Genomic DNA, 16,469 nt, shown 5'->3' with positions numbered 1-16,469 from the left:
TAAAATGCAATCAAAAAGCCAGATCATCAACTGCTATAACCTAACGGCGGCGAAATACGCCGATAACTATTTTCATGAGCTGGATCACAAACACCTCGACAGGATCCTGCTTGGCTACTTCGCTAATGAAAACAAAGCAAAAGGCCAAATTCTTGATCTCGGTTGCGGGCCCGGACAAACCACCGCTTTTGTTTACGCCCTAGGTGTACATGATATTTTAGGCACCGACATTTCTCCGGTAATGATAGAAAAAGCCCGTGAACTAAACCCCAATATAAAATTTGAAACCGCAGATATGCTCCGCCTGCAATATGCAGATGAGCAATTTGGTTCAGTCATCGCCTTTTATGCCATTGTGCATTTTACCGAAGATGAATTGGCAACGGCATTAACAGAAATATACCGCGTACTGAAACCAACAGGGCAGTTCCTGTTCTCATTTCACATTGGCAATCAAATCATACACCTGGATACCTTTCTGAATGAAACCGTTAGTATTGATTTTCATTTTTTTGAGGCAGAAACGGTTATTCAATTAGCGACGAGTTGCGGTTTTAAGGTAGTTGATATTATTGAGCGCAAGCCATATCCGGAGGTGGAATATCCGAGTGATCGGGCTTATGTGTGGTTGGAGAAGGAGTAAGGATTATTTATAGGGTATCTCTTTAATAGAGAAATATCTTTTTGCAATGTATTTGCTTGGAGTAATTTGCTGAAGCAGGATGCTTCATGAGTTTTAGGTCTAAGTTGTGCTTAGCTAAAACTTAGACCAGTGGGAGAGAGTTTATCATCGACTGACAAACGTGCCTTAGAAAATGACGGATATAACGCGTTAAGCATTCCTGAAATTATAATACGAATGAAAGATATCCCCCAGCTTCACAATACTGCTTTGAATAAGAGAGTTAGGGATAAGGTTAACAATATTAAGCTTTAATAAATTTTCTACATGAATCCTAAAACATCACCAAATAACATTCAAGAATCTTTCGATAGGACTTTAAAGCATACAAATTTTCAAGACATTACTATCGATATTTCTGAAATTACAATTGATAGCTTATTAAAAGATGGAATACTCAAAGACATTCCTATTGTTGGAACATTAATACATCTTGCTAAACTGGGTGCAAATGTTCGAGACCTGTTGTTTCTCAAAAAGGTCATTTCTTTTATGAACGGGTTGCGAAATATTCCCCCAACGGAAAGAGACAAAATGATTAATAAAATAAATGATTCTAAAGAATATAAGGTTAAAGTAGGAGAAAAATTACTTTATATTATTGATACCTGTAGCGACTACGAAAACTCAGAAAATGCTTCACATCTTTTCAAAGCTTTTCTCGAAGAAAAAATTACTTATGACGAATTTTTACGTAGTGCAAATATTATTGAAAGGATAACGAGTTATGATTTGAAGTGGTTTTTGAAAAATACGCGTGAATATATGGGTGTTGATGAGGTGAATAGTTTAATAAGTTCCGGCTTATTTGATTTACATTATGAACAAATCGATGTTAGTGTTGAAGATCAAGACGATTATGAATCCTCTAATCGATATAAAACACATATAAATGGCGGTGAAACCGGTGTAACAATAAGCCGAGTGGGAAAAATCATTTTGGAAGTATTTGGAAAATAGGTTTAAATTTTAAAGCAGTGTTTCGATATTATTTAAATCTTTCGAATGCTTTACAATTGCGCTCGTCTGTGACGAGTGCTTAAAATGGGCTTGGCGATTGTATCGCCCGGGCATTGCAAATGCCCCGCAGAGTTAAGCACTCGTCACAGACGAGCGCAATAGAACTTCAACCCGGTAGCTGTGCCCACACAGCACCCCTCCCCACAAAAAAAGGGCATAGTCCTAAAACCATGCCCTTCTTTTAGCTTTCGCCTTTAACCTTTCGGCTTAGTACCTATAATACTCCGGTTTAAACGGACCTTCAACAGTTACGCCGATATAATCAGCCTGATCTTTATCTAATATTTCCAGTTCAACGCCAATTTTGGCCAGGTGCAAACGTGCAACTTTCTCGTCAAGGTGTTTTGGTAAGGTATAAACCTTGTTTTCGTATTTGTCACCATTGTTCCAAAGCTCTAATTGAGCTAAGGTTTGGTTGGTGAATGAATTACTCATCACAAAACTTGGGTGACCAGTTGCGCAACCTAAGTTTACTAAACGGCCTTCAGCCAGTACGATAACATCGCTGCCATCAATGGTATATTTATCAACCTGTGGTTTAATTTCGATTTTGGTATTGCCATAAGCACCGTTTAACCAGGCCATGTCAATCTCGTTATCAAAGTGACCGATGTTACAAACGATCGCTTTGTCCTTCAACGCGCGGAAATGCTCTTCGCGAACGATGTTTTTGTTACCTGTAGCAGTAACTACAATGTCAGCCTCTTTAATGGCAGTGCCTAATTTTTTAACTTCGAAACCTTCCATCGCTGCCTGTAATGCGCAGATAGGGTCGATCTCAGTTACAATAACACGTACACCAGAGTTGCGTAATGAATCGGCAGAACCTTTACCCACATCGCCATAACCGCAAACAACAGCCACTTTACCGGCCATCATCACGTCAGTAGCACGACGGATAGCATCAACCAGCGACTCGCGGCAACCGTATTTATTATCAAATTTCGATTTGGTAACCGAATCATTCACGTTAATAGCAGGCATTGGCAAAGTGCCGGCTTTCATACGCTCATATAAACGGTGTACACCAGTAGTAGTTTCTTCTGATAAACCTTTGATGCCTTCAACCAGCTCAGGGAATTTATCCAGTACCATATTGGTTAAATCGCCGCCATCGTCCAATATCATGTTCAATGGTTTGCGGTCCTCGCCAAAAAATAAGGTTTGCTCAATACACCAGTCAAATTCTTCTGCGTTCATACCTTTCCAGGCGTAAACAGAAGTTCCGGCAGCAGCAATAGCAGCAGCAGCATGATCCTGGGTTGAGAAAATATTACATGACGACCAGGTTACTTCAGCACCCAGCTCAATCAATGTTTCAATTAAAACGGCTGTTTGTATGGTCATGTGTAAGCAACCCGCAATGCGTGCGCCTTTCAATGCCTTTTGTGGTCCGTATTCTTTACGCAGCGCCATTAAGCCCGGCATTTCGGCCTCAGCCAGTTCAATCTCTTTGCGACCCCATTCAGCTAATGAAAAGTCTTTTACCTTGTATTTAACGTAAGCAGTCTCTACTGATGACATATTTCTTTTGATTTTGACTGCAAAATTAAACAATATAAATGTGGAAATAAAATCGTGGGGTATAACCTGATGCAGTAGCCTAATATTGAGTCACGCGAAGCCGCTCATGGGCGCGGGGCCCTAGTGTCGTGTCAATCATAAAATGTCGCTAGTCATGAGCCTAAAGTCTTGAGTCAAAATTCAAAAAGAACGAAATATGGCTTTAGACTTACGACTAAAGACTGTTGACATGACACTAGTTACTTTGGCTTGATCCAAAGTAACCAAAGATCAAGACAAAAAGATCCTTCCGCCCACAGGCAAAACACCCAGGCCCGCGCTTTTTGTCGGGCCTTTGCCCGTTTTTCATTACATTTCAATTAAAGCCCCCTTCTTTGGAGAGGGTTGGATGAGGTTCATCATCCCGCCAAACAATGCTGCTCTCTCACCTGCAATTTAGTTAAACGTGTTTTTAAAAGCCCTCTTGCACGGCATAGCGTAGTGCGTGATAATAATTCAGATATGCCCAGTGAATTACCAATCTCCTGGTGTGAGTAACCCTCAATGGCATACATGTTAAACACGGAGCGGTAGCTGTCGGGCAATTGCTGTATCAGGTTCATCAGGTCGGCGGTTTCAAGTGTATTGTTGTTGTATGCAGAGCCTGATAGGGTATCATTTTCGCCAAAATCATCAACCAAAACCATGCTTTTGGCTTTGCGGTAGCGGGTAATGGCAGTGTTTACCATAATGTGGCGGATCCAGCCTTCAAGGCTGCCCTCATTACGGTAGCTGCCCAGGTTTTTAAATATCTTTATAAAACCTTCCTGCATTATATCCTGCGCTTCGTCTTTATCCTTTGCATAGCGCATGCAAACAGCCATCATTTTTGGGGATAATACTTTGTATAAAAGTTCCTGGTATTTACGCTCGTTGCGCAGGCAGCCTTCCCATATAAATCTTAAATAATTGTCGGTACTCATGGTAGTGTAATTTGGTAAGCCTATGCCAAAATTAGTACCCTTAAGTTATATGATTGATTTTCAATTAAATAAAGATATTCGCTTCTACGAAACTGTTCGTTTTCGAACGCTTAACGTATGCAAGCGGACGGTTATGGCCTTAACTGTTAATGAAATGTTAAATAGATTATTAGTTGAATTATTATCCTATAAATTAGGTATTCAACACAATCAATCAATTCCCTATCTTTGCCTAAATCCGGGATAAAAACCCGGCAATAGTATGATAAAAGAAATTGAAATAGTATGCCCGCCCGGGCAGCATGAGGATGAAGCAGTATTAAAAGAACTTACAGCATCAGCGTTAAGAATCCCCGCAAAAAGAATTACCGGTATAAAAATATTAAAGCGCTCTATTGATGCGCGTGGCCGCAAAGTGGTTTACCGTATGCAGGTACGTGCTTACATAGATGAGCCTTATATGCCTGAAAACTATACCGTTAATTACCCCGAAGTAAAACAAGCCAAACCCGTTATTATAATAGGGGCAGGTCCTGCGGGATTATTCGCTGCCTTGCAATGTATCGAGCTCGGTTTAAAACCCATTATTATAGAGCGCGGCAAAGAAGTTAAGGACCGTCGCCGCGACCTGGCCAATATCAACAAACAAGGATTGGTAAACCCCGAAAGCAATTACTGCTTTGGTGAGGGTGGGGCAGGCACTTATTCGGATGGTAAGCTGTATACCCGATCAACCAAACGTGGCGATGTGAACCAGGTGCTTAAAATATTTGTGGCCCATGGCGCAACCGAAGATATTTTGGTTGATGCAAGGCCGCATATTGGTACCAATAAACTCCCGCAGATTATCACTGCCATACGCGAGACAATTTTGAATGCTGGCGGCGAGATCATGTTTGATGCCAAGGTTACAGCCTTACAGGTTTCCTTTGATAAAATAAAAGGTGTAGAACTGGCATCGGGCGAAAAGATCAATGCCGACGTGGTGATACTGGCAACAGGCCATTCAGCCCGCGATGTTTTTGAAATGCTGCACCGCCAAAATATACTGATAGAAGCCAAGCCTTTTGCACTAGGTGTACGTATTGAGCACCCTCAGGAAATTATTGATAGGGCACAATATCATTGCGAAGTGCGCGGCGATGATCTGCCATCATCGTATTATAGTTTGGTGGAGCAGGTGGATGGTCGGGGTGTGTTTTCCTTTTGCATGTGTCCTGGTGGTATTATAGCGCCGTGCGCAACAGAAGCTAATGAAATTGTAGTGAACGGCTGGAGCCCATCAAAACGTAATAATCCGTATGCAAACTCAGGTACTGTTGTGCAGATAAATCTGGAGGATGTTGCCGGCGATGATAGCGATCCCTTTAAAATGCTCCGCTTTCAGCAGGAGATTGAAAGAGTTGCCTTTACAGCGGGCGGCGGCAGCCTGGTAGCCCCGGCCCAGCGGATGGTTGATTTTGTTAATAACAGGTTATCAACCGATCTGCCCAAAAACTCCTACCTGCCCGGCACAAAAAGCACACATCTAAAAGAGGTACTGCCGGGTTGGATCAATGAGCGTTTAAGGAAGGCGTTGCCGGTATTCGGTCAAAAGATGAAGGGTTATTATACCAACGAGGCTATATTGGTAGGTGTAGAATCACGCACTTCATCACCAGTAAAAGTACCCCGCGACAAAGAAACCCTGCAGCACCCCCAAATAACAGGGCTTTTCCCCTGCGGTGAAGGCGCAGGCTATGCAGGTGGCATAATTTCTGCTGCAATTGATGGGATCAACTGTGCAACGGCAGCGCTGAAGGTGGTGCAATAATTTTATAGCGATGGGTTTCAAACCCATCGCTATCGTAAAGATATACCGTGTCCCCGATCCTCTTTCCGCCGCAGGCGAAGAGAGGGTGGACGAGCGGAGCAAAGCCCGGGTGAGTCAACGGAGCGCGCAAAAGTAACCTGTATAAAGGCTACTTAGCAAATGAGGTGCTGAAACAAGTTCAGCATGACTTGTATTTTTTAGAACCCTCTTTACTGGAGGGGGTAGGGTGAGGCTGCTTGCGTTAGTGATTGCAGCGGATACCGGCCTCGTGCCTAACGCCTGCAGACGTATGAGCGTAAAGCACGGCCATAGGCAACGCCCAAAAGAAACATGAACCATATTATAAATAATATATAGATATGACCACATCAGAAAAACTTACCCACGAATTAACCAAAGTACTCTCCGAACGCCCTTGGTATGGATCATCGGTATATAATATTATAGAGCCAATAACTTTTGAGGCTGCTTATGAAAAACCGCCCGGATCGGTACATAACATTGCCGAGATAGTTTTACATATGGTAGCCTGGACCGAAGAGGTAATGGACCGTATGAACGGCATGACTGCAAGCATACCCACTAGCGGCGACTGGCCCGAAACCGGCGCGCCCGACGAACAAAAATGGCAGAATTATGTTGAAGATCTAAAGCTGGTTAACGTAAATTTGATTGGCATCATCCAAAACTTCCCCGAAGAAGAATGGAGCGAGCCAATAAATGATGAGCGTGGCGACCGCCCTGTGGTAACATATGAAGATCTGATCATGGGATTGATACAGCACCATATTTATCACAGCGGGCAGATAGCTTTGCTGAATAGAATAGTGAGTTGAACCGGGATTTAACGAATTTAAATGATTGCACAGATGTTTGAAAATATTAAAGCTTGTGAAGCCATGCGATTCGTAAATTCAGAAAAAGGAGAGAGTTGTGGAAGCGACAGATAACAAAAAAACAATGGTTTTAGGTGCAACGCCCGATGCGAGTCGTTACGCTAACCTTGCCGCAAACAGATTAGTGCGCAGCGGGCATAGTATAGTTAACGTAGGCATAAAAACCGGCGAGGTTGCAGGCGTACCCATCGAAAAGCCCGAAACCATACATCATGATATTGATACCATAACCCTGTACGTTGGCCCCATAAACCAGCCGCCGTTGTATGATTATATATTAAACACCCATCCAAAACGTATCATCTTCAATCCCGGTACTGAAAACAGCGAGCTGCGCCGCATGGCAAATGCTAAAGGTATTGAAACGGAATATGCCTGTACGCTGGTGATGTTATCGGTAGGGCAGTATTAGCGCCTGCGGCAGTGATTAGAGGTTGGTTGATTAGTGAATAGTTTAATACTGGCTTCTGTCTGTGACTGAAGCCTACGGATGTTGAAAGTTTGCAACTTTCTTAGAGATATTTTACTAACCCTCTTTGCGGCTTGCCGAAGAGAGGGGCGACCAGCGGAGCGTAGTCGGGGTGAGTCAAACTAAGCGCGTTCGTGCTACCTTATATTTATCAATCAATTGTCTGAACCGGAATTCTATGAATTTTTCGAATGAACAGAATTCTATAAATTCCTTAATTCTTTAAATTCGGGTTCTGATAATTTGGGCGTTACCTCCGGCCGGGCTGTCCACTCATACGCCTGCAGGCATTGGGCTCGTCCTGCACTGAGGCTACCGCATGGCCGGTATCCGTTCTCATCCCTAACGCAAAATTTCAAAAAAAACATTTGTCATTCTGAGCGATAGCGAAGAACCTATCCTCGTCAGGTGTCCCCTTGTATAATAGATGCTTCGTTTCTCAGCATGACATATTATATAAATATAATATACACTATCAACCCTTTTAGATTAAGATTTATAATTAAATTGCCTGTTTATAGATATATGAATATTAACAAAGGATTTAAAATTAATGCCCCTGATGTATTTGTGCCTTGGGGTATCGACGGTAAGCAACTTATTGAGTTGTTCGCCCAACATAGCCTTAAATATATAACCACAACATACTATACTGCCAATTGTATTTCGTTAAACGGTTTAAATTGTATGATAGGGTTTCACTTTGAAAAAGGTTGTTTGGCAGAACTTGAATTTTTTCAGAGTAATTATGACGATCAAAAAAAATCCTTTGATGAATTTCAGGAACATTTTGTGAAAGAATTTGGAGAACCAACCCATACTACTGAAGGCAATGAAGGCTTTAATAATTATGAATGGTTATTTAACGGCATTCGGATTATTCATTTGGTATATGATCGGTTTGGTCCGGAAGAGCATATGAGAATTAAAAAAATAAATTAATCCGGGTTGAGTGGATGGCCCAATGCGGTTACGGAATTCCAGCCCATTAATCAAAAGCTTGCATGAACAGGGAGAAGCAATATTTTGCGTCTCTACAAAAGAGATTCTAAAATAATGCTAATCCAAAACTCCCCCTTTAGGGGGCTGGGGGGCAAATATCCTAATCTCCTTCGGATAATAATTATTGATCCTGTTTGGCAACAATTTCGCCCATCCTAAATGCTGCCCTTCAAAATTCATCAGGCTCCAGCCTTTATCGGTAACAGTTATATCTATATTCTCCCGCCTTAAATACTGTATGGCCTGGTCCCTGTCAAGTTCGGTTTGTAAAACGGTGTCTTTATTAATAATGGTGCTAAGCGCAAACTCGTGGTCCGGTATCAGATCTTTCCCCGCCAGTTTGCCAATTCTCACACCAGATTTTTTGATGTATAAATTGCGCTGCAAGATATTCAGACTCTCGATATGCTGCCGGTAGATAGCCATCCAATCGTCATTCGCTTTAAAATAATAGAAATCTAGAGGGTTATTTATATATCCTTTAATAAGGTCTATCTCTTTGCCCACTAACTTTTGCTGTTCCTTGTTTTTAAACCCGCCCAGCTCGCCGCTGTCGCCGGTCTTTTTAAGGCAGGCCGCGAATAAGCCTTCGCCTTTTACCTGGCCGGGATAAAAACGGTAACCCCATGCCTGTTGCTGCGGCGACTGTGTTTCAACAATACCCCACTCCTTATATATAGGTATCTGCAAAGTTTCCAGCTCAAATGAATTGCAGAGCCAATCCAGGATATCCTCATTCTCCTGGTGCGAGTAGGAGCAGGTTGAATATATAAGGTGTCCGCCTTCTTTTAAGCAAGGATAGATATCTGCTAAAATACGTTCCTGCCTTTGGTGGCACAATTCTACATTGGCTTCGCTCCATTCATCCATCGCGGCGGGGTCTTTGCGGAACATGCCCGACCCAGAGCATGGCGCATCAACCAGTATAATATCGAAAAAACTTTTCAGCCGGGTAAAATCCCGGGGATCGTTATTAGTTACTATAGTATTGGCGGTTCCCCAGCGGCTTAAATTATCCGCAAGCACAGGTACGCGCGTTTTGATGATCTCGTTAGCCACTAGCAGATCGTCCGGATTCATGGCCGAATTAAGCAAGGTGCTTTTGCCGCCCGGCGCTGCGCACAGGTCGAGTATCCGCACCGGTTCGCCATCAGGCTTTATATATTTAAGGATATGGCCGATGAACATCGACGATGCTTCCTGTACATAATAGCACCCGGCATGGAACAATGGATCAAAAGTAAAGGAGGGGCGCGCATCCAAATAGTACCCTTCGGGGCACCATGGTACCTGTTCGCCGGTTTTTATGGCCTCCTTTTTAAACGGATTTAACCTTATTGAGGTAGGCGGGTCAATATTTTGATGCGCATTGGTAAATTTTTCTTCATTAAAACCGTGCTCACCGGCTAACGATTCTAAAAATTTTTCAGGGAATTTGAACTTGTCCATATCGTTTTTCAAAGATACGAATTCAGTAATTCCCTGTCCTTATATATTAGGGCAGGAAGGATGGTAAATTATTCAGCTTAATTAACAGCTAGTTATAGGCCGATACAATGTTTTTGTTATAATGTTTTTGCAGATGTGAATAAAGTAATTACCTTTGCAGCCCGCAAAAAAGGGTAACGCGATGTTGCTTTTAGGGGGTGAAAAAAAAGTTAAAATAAATATTGTGAAATAGGAAAAGGTTATTACCTTTGCAGCCCGGTAAAACGGGAACAATATTAGTTCTGACAAGAGAAAAAAAAGTTAAAATAAAAATTGCAAATTAAGAAAAGGTTCTTACCTTTGCAGTCCCAAAACAAACGGGCGTTTTTAACGAAAGATCAGGAGCGAATCCTGAGACACAAAATTGAAATTTGATCCTGGTAAAACAGGGGAAAAATATAAAAGCCGAACCGTGAGGGCGAGGCGCTAAAGTTCTTTTAAGAAATAGAAAATCATGTAACGTAGCGGAAAGCTCGGTACGAAAGGGAAGGGCAACCGGACTGGAAGTTAAGAGTGATCTGATTACAAAATAAGGAAGGTGGATCTGTAAAAAGAATAATTTTATATACAGATTCTATTATTAATAATAGGGTCAGTGAACAAACAAAACATTTTACAATGGAGAGTTTGATCCTGGCTCAGGATGAACGCTAGCGGCAGGCCTAATACATGCAAGTCGGACGGGATTGGAGAGCTTGCTTTCCATGAGAGTGGCGCACGGGTGCGTAACACGTATGTAACCTACCTTCACCAGGGGGATAGCCTCTCGAAAGAGAGATTAAGACCGCATAACATTATTGAATAGCATTATTTAATAATCAAATATTTATAGGGTGAAGATGGGCATGCGGAACATTAGCTAGTTGGTAAGGTAACGGCTTACCAAGGCTACGATGTTTAGGGGATCTGAGAGGATGACCCCCCACACTGGTACTGAGACACGGACCAGACTCCTACGGGAGGCAGCAGTAAGGAATATTGGTCAATGGGCGGAAGCCTGAACCAGCCATGCCGCGTGCAGGAAGACGGCCCTACGGGTTGTAAACTGCTTTTATACCGGAATAAACCTATCTACGTGTAGATAGCTGAATGTACGGTAAGAATAAGGATCGGCTAACTCCGTGCCAGCAGCCGCGGTAATACGGAGGATCCAAGCGTTATCCGGATTTATTGGGTTTAAAGGGTGCGTAGGTGGCCTGTTAAGTCAGGGGTGAAAGACGGTAGCTCAACTATCGCAGTGCCTTTGATACTGACGGGCTTGAATGAACTAGAGGTAGGCGGAATGTGACAAGTAGCGGTGAAATGCATAGATATGTCACAGAACACCAATTGCGAAGGCAGCTTACTATGGTTTTATTGACACTGAGGCACGAAAGCGTGGGGATCAAACAGGATTAGATACCCTGGTAGTCCACGCCCTAAACGATGAATACTCGATGTTGGCGATATACGGTCAGCGTCTAAGCGAAAGCGTTAAGTATTCCACCTGGGGAGTACGCCCGCAAGGGTGAAACTCAAAGGAATTGACGGGGGCCCGCACAAGCGGAGGAGCATGTGGTTTAATTCGATGATACGCGAGGAACCTTACCCGGGCTTGAAAGTTAGTGAATGATTCAGAGACGAATCAGCTCTTCGGAGCACGAAACTAGGTGCTGCATGGCTGTCGTCAGCTCGTGCCGTGAGGTGTTGGGTTAAGTCCCGCAACGAGCGCAACCCCTATGTTTAGTTGCCAGCACGTTAAGGTGGGGACTCTAAACAGACTGCCTATGCAAATAGAGAGGAAGGAGGGGACGACGTCAAGTCATCATGGCCCTTACGTCCGGGGCTACACACGTGCTACAATGGGCAGTACAGAGGGCAGCTACCTGGCAACAGGATGCCAATCTCAAAAAGCTGTTCACAGTTCGGATCGGGGTCTGCAACTCGACCCCGTGAAGTTGGATTCGCTAGTAATCGCATATCAGCAATGATGCGGTGAATACGTTCCCGGGCCTTGTACACACCGCCCGTCAAGCCATGGAAGCTGGAAGTGCCTGAAGTGCGTAACCGCAAGGAGCGTCCTAGGGTAAAGTCGGTAACTGGGGCTAAGTCGTAACAAGGTAGCCGTACCGGAAGGTGTGGCTGGAATACCTCCTTTCTGGAGCAGGTTCACCATTCCAAACAATCAGAACAAGCTCGTTACATGATTATTTCTTAAATTATTGGTTGAATAGTTGAATAGTTGAATAGGAGAATGGTTAAACCCACTCACCGCTCACTACTCACCACTCACTCATTAATAAACACACAAAAGGAAAACCCAAAAGATGAAGCCATCAGTGGCTGTGACTTGAATAAAGGTACAGGACAAGGTTGGCAGTAAGCAGTCGGGAGTCGTAAGTCGAAAGTCATAAAAGACTCGAGACTGAGAACTTGAGACTCAGAGCTGCAAACTAAATAAAGTCCCGTAGCTCAGTTTGGTTAGAGCACTACACTGATAATGTAGGGGTCAGCAGTTCAAATCTGCTCGGGACTACATAGCAGCTTACGCTGCAAGTCTGAAGTTGGAAGTTCAAAGTCGAAAGTCGGCTTAAGACTAAAGACTCAGGGCTTAAGACTAAATCTTAAGGGGGATTAGCTCAGCTGGCTAGAGCACCTGCCTTGCACGCAGGGGGTCAACGGTTCGAATCCGTTATTCTCCACACGCCCTCCGTTTCCTGAAAGGGATAGGATATCATGCAAATTGCTGTAAAGCAAGGGGACACGTTCTTTGACATATTGGAAGAAGTAATTAAAAAGAGAAGACAACAGTATAGAGACGGTTGTTGGCTGTTGAATTACGAGTTGAAAGTTATGAGTTGAAAGTTGCAGGTATTTATACTTACAACCTACAACACAGAACCAACAACAAAGTAAGGAGACACGACAATCATATCGAAAAAAGCATACATACCGAGCAAAAGGCGGTATAGTAGAAGAAAGTAAGAAAGGGTACACGGGGGATGCCTTGGCTCTCAGAGGCGATGAAGGACGTGATAAGCTGCGATAAGCCGCGGGGATCAGCAAATATGAATTGATCCGCGGATTTCCGAATGGGGAAACCTAACTATTTGAAGAATAGTTGCATAAATGCGCGAACCTGCTGAACTGAAACATCTAAGTAAGCAGAGGAAGAGAAAACAACAGTGATTTCCAGAGTAGTGGCGAGCGAAATGGAAACAGCCCAAACCGGCTATGTTAAGGCATAGCCGGGGTTATAGGACCACAACATGAATATTAAACAAAACCGGAACGGGGTGGGAAACCCGGCCATAGAGCATGAGAGCTGCGTACGGGTAATGGATAATAGGATAGTGGTATCCTGAGTACCGCGAGGTCGGAGACGCCTTGTGGGAATTTGCCGGCACCATCCGGTAAGGCTAAATACTCCTGAGAGACCGATAGTGAACCAGTACCGTGAGGGAAAGGTGAAAAGAACCCCGAACAGGGGAGTGAAATAGAACCTGAAACCGTGTACTTACAAGCGGTCGGAGCGGACATGTTCCGTGACGGCGTGCCTTTTGCATAATGAGCCTACGAGTTACTCCTCTCTGGCAAGGTTAAGTGTTTAAGACACGGATCCGAAGCGAAAGCGAGTCTGAAAAGGGCGTATAGTCAGAGGGGGTAGACGCGAAACCTTGTGATCTACCCATGGACAGGTTGAAGGTGCCGTAACAGGTACTGGAGGACCGAACCGATAAACGTTGAAAAGTTTCCGGATGATCTGTGGGTAGGGGTGAAAGGCTAATCAAACTGGGAAATAGCTCGTACTCCCCGAAATGTTTTTAGGAACAGCCTGGCGGTTGAGTTAATAAGAGGTAGAGCTACTAATTGGGTGCGGGGGAGTCAAATCCTACCAAATCCAGATAAACTCCGAATGCTTATTAATATACGCTGGAGTGAGGCTCTGGGTGCTAAGGTCCAGGGCCGAGAGGGAAAGAACCCAGACCATCAGCTAAGGTCCCCAAATTACCACTAAGTTGAACTAACGAGGTCCGATTGCACAGACAGCTAGGATGTTGGCTTGGAAGCAGCCATTCATTTAAAGAGTGCGTAACAGCTCACTAGTCGAGCGATCGGGCATGGATAATAAACGGGCATTAAGTGGTATACCGAAGCTATGGATTTGCAGTAATGCATCTGGTAGGGGAGCATTCTACTATCGGTGAAGCAGGAGCGGCAAGCAACTGTGGAGAGAGTAGAAAAGCAAATGTAGGCATAAGTAACGATAAGGCGGGAGAGAAACCCGCCCACCGAAAGACTAAGGTTTCCTGATCAACGCTAATCGGATCAGGGTTAGTCGGGGCCTAAGGTGAAGCCGAAGGGCGTAGCCGATGGACAACTGGTTAATATTCCAGTACTTTTTATAACTGCGATGCGGTGACGGAGTAGTGACACTGACGCGAACTGACGGAATAGTTCGTTAAAGGCCGTAGGTATAGGAGACACAGGTAAGTCCGTGACTCTTGCTGAAAGCTGATAGTACCTTGAGCCTTCGGGTAAGAGGATAGTTCAGGTAATCAGACTTCCAAGAAAACCCGCTAAGCTTCAGGTTATAAAAACCCGTACCGTAAACCGACACAGGTAGTCGAGGAGAGAATCCTAAGGTGCTCGAGTGAATCATGGCTAAGGAACTCGGCAAAATGGCCCTGTAACTTCGGGAGAAGGGGCGCTTCAGCAATGAAGCCGCAGTGAAAAGGCCCAGGCGACTGTTTAACAAAAACACATGGCTATGCAAAATCGAAAGATGACGTATATGGCCTGACACCTGCCCGGTGCCGGAAGGTTAAGAGGGGATGTTAGTCGCAAGGCGAAGCATTGAATCGAAGCCCCGGTAAACGGCGGCCGTAACTATAACGGTCCTAAGGTAGCGAAATTCCTTGTCGGGTAAGTTCCGACCTGCACGAATGGTGTAACGATCTGGGCGCTGTCTCAGCCATGAGCTCGGTGAAATTGTGGTATCGGTGAAGACGCCGGTTACCCGCAACGGGACGGAAAGACCCCATGCACCTTCACTACAACTTAACATTGATATCGGATACAGGATGTGTAGGATAGGTGGGAGACTGTGATCCGGCTTCGCTAGGAGTCGGTTAGTCAACGTTGAAATACCACCCTTTCTGTATTTGGTGTCTAATCCCTTCATGAGGGAGACATTGTTTGGCGGGTAGTTTGACTGGGGTGGTCGCCTCCAAAAAGGTAACGGAGGCTTTCAAAGGTAAGCTCAGTACGCTTGGTAACCGTACGCGGAGTGCAATAGCATAAGCTTGCTTGACTGTGAGACAGACAAGTCGATCAGGGTCGAAAGACGGATATAGTGATCCGGTGGTTCTGCATGGAAGGGCCATCGCTCAAAGGATAAAAGGTACGCTGGGGATAACAGGCTGATCTCCCCCAAGAGCTCATATCGACGGGGAGGTTTGGCACCTCGATGTCGGCTCGTCACATCCTGGGGCTGGAGAAGGTCCCAAGGGTTGAGCTGTTCGCTCATTAAAGTGGCACGCGAGCTGGGTTCAGAACGTCGCGAGACAGTTCGGTCCCTATCTGTTGTGGGCGTTGGAAGTTTGAGTGGGGCTGACCTTAGTACGAGAGGACCGGGTTGGACTAACCTCTGGTGAATCTGTTATGGCGCCAGCTGTATTGCAGAGTAGCTACGTTGGGAATAGATAAGCGCTGAAAGCATCTAAGTGCGAAACTAGCCACAAGATGAGACTTCCATTGAGGGTCGTAGCAGACTACTACGTTGATAGGTTACAGGTATAAAGGTGGTGACATCATAGCCGAGTAATACTAATTGCCCGAAGCTTTCTTCGTGATGGAAAATAGTGAGTGGTTCAGCAATGGACCGCTCACGAACAACCAACAAACAGATAATTGAATAAATTATATTGTTGTTTTCTCTTAATTATTTACTTCTTTCAATAATATGTCATTGTTTGTGGTCATTAATCATTGTGTCATTAGTCATTAGAACTAAGCATAATAACAAAAGCCAATACAAACAAATAAAAAATAAGTTATGGTTATAGCCATCAGTCAGTAATGACTAATGACCCAATGACCAATGACTAAAAGAAATTCAGGTGCCTATATCGGCGGTGTCCACCTCTTCCCATTCCGAACAGAGAAGTTAAGCCCGCCAGAGCCGATGGTACTGCAGTAAAATGTGGGAGAGTAGGTCGGTGCCCAATCTTATCAGCCTAGCGCTGTGAATCCAGAACCCTTCAATCGAATAGATTGAGGGGTTTCTTGGTTTAAGGGCTTTTCTAGCTATTCATATAACACGATACCCAATCCCCTTCAACTCTCCACCATGTCATCCTGAGCGTAGCTAATGGATCTGCTACAGCATGCCCATTCCGAGTAGAAGATTCTTCACTGTCGTTCTGAAGGACAGGGTTGGCTAAAAATAATTGCAAGATTGGTTAATGAAAATTGCTGTGCTACCGCAAGCGTCCCGCTTGTGGTACGCGTTTAGGTAACCAAGCGTATAACAAACTAATTATTACCATGCGGCTAAATTGCATACGGGCCACCAGCGGGACGCTTGCGGCAGCGGTGCTTAATAAATTAGTAATTATTATAACTTAATTAA

The 16,469-nt window shown here is 44.2% G+C and carries 9 protein-coding genes, 2 tRNA genes and 3 rRNA genes; 11 read left to right on the top strand and 3 right to left on the bottom strand.

The features are described 5' to 3' along the window. Positions 1-4 precede the first annotated feature (4 nt). Together BLU33_RS21465 and BLU33_RS21460 are read left to right on the top strand one after the other, a co-directional pair. Positions 5-643, top strand: coding sequence for a class I SAM-dependent methyltransferase (locus tag BLU33_RS21465; RefSeq protein WP_091378095.1), 639 nt, complete (start codon positions 5-7; stop codon positions 641-643). A gap of 306 nt (positions 644-949) precedes the next feature. Then, complete coding sequence (locus BLU33_RS21460) at positions 950-1,642, top strand: hypothetical protein (RefSeq protein ID WP_091378092.1); 693 nt, start codon at positions 950-952, stop codon at positions 1,640-1,642. A gap of 267 nt (positions 1,643-1,909) precedes the next feature. Here BLU33_RS21460 and ahcY read toward each other — a convergent pair whose 3' ends face one another. Both ahcY and BLU33_RS21450 read right to left on the bottom strand, forming a co-directional pair. Next, the gene (gene ahcY, locus BLU33_RS21455) at positions 1,910-3,226 is read right to left on the bottom strand and encodes an adenosylhomocysteinase (protein ID WP_091378089.1); all 1,317 of its coding nucleotides are present in this window, start codon (positions 3,224-3,226) and stop codon (positions 1,910-1,912) included. Positions 3,227-3,624: 398 nt separating this feature from the next. Then, positions 3,625-4,188, bottom strand: coding sequence for an RNA polymerase sigma factor (locus BLU33_RS21450; protein ID WP_091378087.1), 564 nt, complete (start codon positions 4,186-4,188; stop codon positions 3,625-3,627). Positions 4,189-4,450: 262 nt separating this feature from the next. Between BLU33_RS21450 and BLU33_RS21445 the strand changes: the two genes are divergently transcribed. The 4 genes from BLU33_RS21445 (at position 4,451) to BLU33_RS21430 (ending at position 8,308) form a co-directional block, all read left to right on the top strand. Beyond that, positions 4,451-6,001 (top strand): NAD(P)/FAD-dependent oxidoreductase, encoded by a 1,551-nt coding sequence (locus BLU33_RS21445; protein ID WP_091378084.1) that lies wholly within the window; start codon positions 4,451-4,453, stop codon positions 5,999-6,001. A gap of 359 nt (positions 6,002-6,360) precedes the next feature. Then, entirely contained in the window at positions 6,361-6,837 is a 477-nt protein-coding gene (locus BLU33_RS21440) for a DinB family protein (RefSeq protein WP_091378079.1), read from the top strand. 124 nt (positions 6,838-6,961) lie between these two features. Then, on the top strand, positions 6,962-7,309 hold the full coding sequence (locus BLU33_RS21435) for a CoA-binding protein (RefSeq protein WP_091380881.1): 348 nt from the start codon (positions 6,962-6,964) through the stop codon (positions 7,307-7,309). Between the two features lie 582 nt (positions 7,310-7,891). Beyond that, positions 7,892-8,308 carry a hypothetical protein gene (locus BLU33_RS21430; protein ID WP_091378074.1) on the top strand — a complete coding sequence of 139 codons (417 nt, stop codon included), beginning with the start codon at positions 7,892-7,894 and terminating at the stop codon, positions 8,306-8,308. Between the two features lie 117 nt (positions 8,309-8,425). Here BLU33_RS21430 and BLU33_RS21425 read toward each other — a convergent pair whose 3' ends face one another. Continuing rightward, on the bottom strand, positions 8,426-9,817 hold the full coding sequence (locus BLU33_RS21425; RefSeq protein WP_091378071.1) for a methyltransferase RsmF C-terminal domain-like protein: 1,392 nt from the start codon (positions 9,815-9,817) through the stop codon (positions 8,426-8,428). A gap of 654 nt (positions 9,818-10,471) precedes the next feature. Between BLU33_RS21425 and BLU33_RS21420 the strand changes: the two genes are divergently transcribed. The 5 genes from BLU33_RS21420 (at position 10,472) to rrf (ending at position 16,065) form a co-directional block, all read left to right on the top strand. Then, positions 10,472-11,993: ribosomal RNA gene (locus BLU33_RS21420) — 16S ribosomal RNA — on the top strand. A 303-nt stretch (positions 11,994-12,296) separates the two neighbouring features. Further along, positions 12,297-12,371, top strand: a tRNA-Ile gene (locus tag BLU33_RS21415). 92 nt (positions 12,372-12,463) lie between these two features. Further along, positions 12,464-12,537, top strand: a tRNA-Ala gene (locus BLU33_RS21410). Positions 12,538-12,809: 272 nt separating this feature from the next. Further along, positions 12,810-15,688, top strand: a 23S ribosomal RNA gene (locus BLU33_RS21405). A gap of 265 nt (positions 15,689-15,953) precedes the next feature. Then, a 5S ribosomal RNA gene (gene rrf, locus BLU33_RS21400) occupies positions 15,954-16,065 on the top strand. Together the 16S, 23S and 5S rRNA genes with 2 tRNA genes alongside form the textbook arrangement of a ribosomal RNA operon. Positions 16,066-16,469 lie beyond the last annotated feature (404 nt).

It is taken from the genome of Mucilaginibacter mallensis (genome assembly GCF_900105165.1).
Lineage (GTDB): Bacteria > Bacteroidota > Bacteroidia > Sphingobacteriales > Sphingobacteriaceae > Mucilaginibacter > Mucilaginibacter mallensis.
Note: the sequence above shows the minus strand (reverse complement) of the source record. Positions and strands in the feature narration are given on the sequence as shown.

Coding starts and splice junctions, on each gene's coding strand:
- BLU33_RS21465 (WP_091378095.1), top strand. CDS start 5: ATGCAATCAAAAAGCCAGATCATCAACTGCTATAACCTAACGGCGGCG.
- BLU33_RS21460 (WP_091378092.1), top strand. CDS start 950: ATGAATCCTAAAACATCACCAAATAACATTCAAGAATCTTTCGATAGG.
- ahcY (WP_091378089.1), bottom strand. CDS start 3,226: ATGTCATCAGTAGAGACTGCTTACGTTAAATACAAGGTAAAAGACTTT.
- BLU33_RS21450 (WP_091378087.1), bottom strand. CDS start 4,188: ATGAGTACCGACAATTATTTAAGATTTATATGGGAAGGCTGCCTGCGC.
- BLU33_RS21445 (WP_091378084.1), top strand. CDS start 4,451: ATGATAAAAGAAATTGAAATAGTATGCCCGCCCGGGCAGCATGAGGAT.
- BLU33_RS21440 (WP_091378079.1), top strand. CDS start 6,361: ATGACCACATCAGAAAAACTTACCCACGAATTAACCAAAGTACTCTCC.
- BLU33_RS21435 (WP_091380881.1), top strand. CDS start 6,962: ATGGTTTTAGGTGCAACGCCCGATGCGAGTCGTTACGCTAACCTTGCC.
- BLU33_RS21430 (WP_091378074.1), top strand. CDS start 7,892: ATGAATATTAACAAAGGATTTAAAATTAATGCCCCTGATGTATTTGTG.
- BLU33_RS21425 (WP_091378071.1), bottom strand. CDS start 9,817: ATGGACAAGTTCAAATTCCCTGAAAAATTTTTAGAATCGTTAGCCGGT.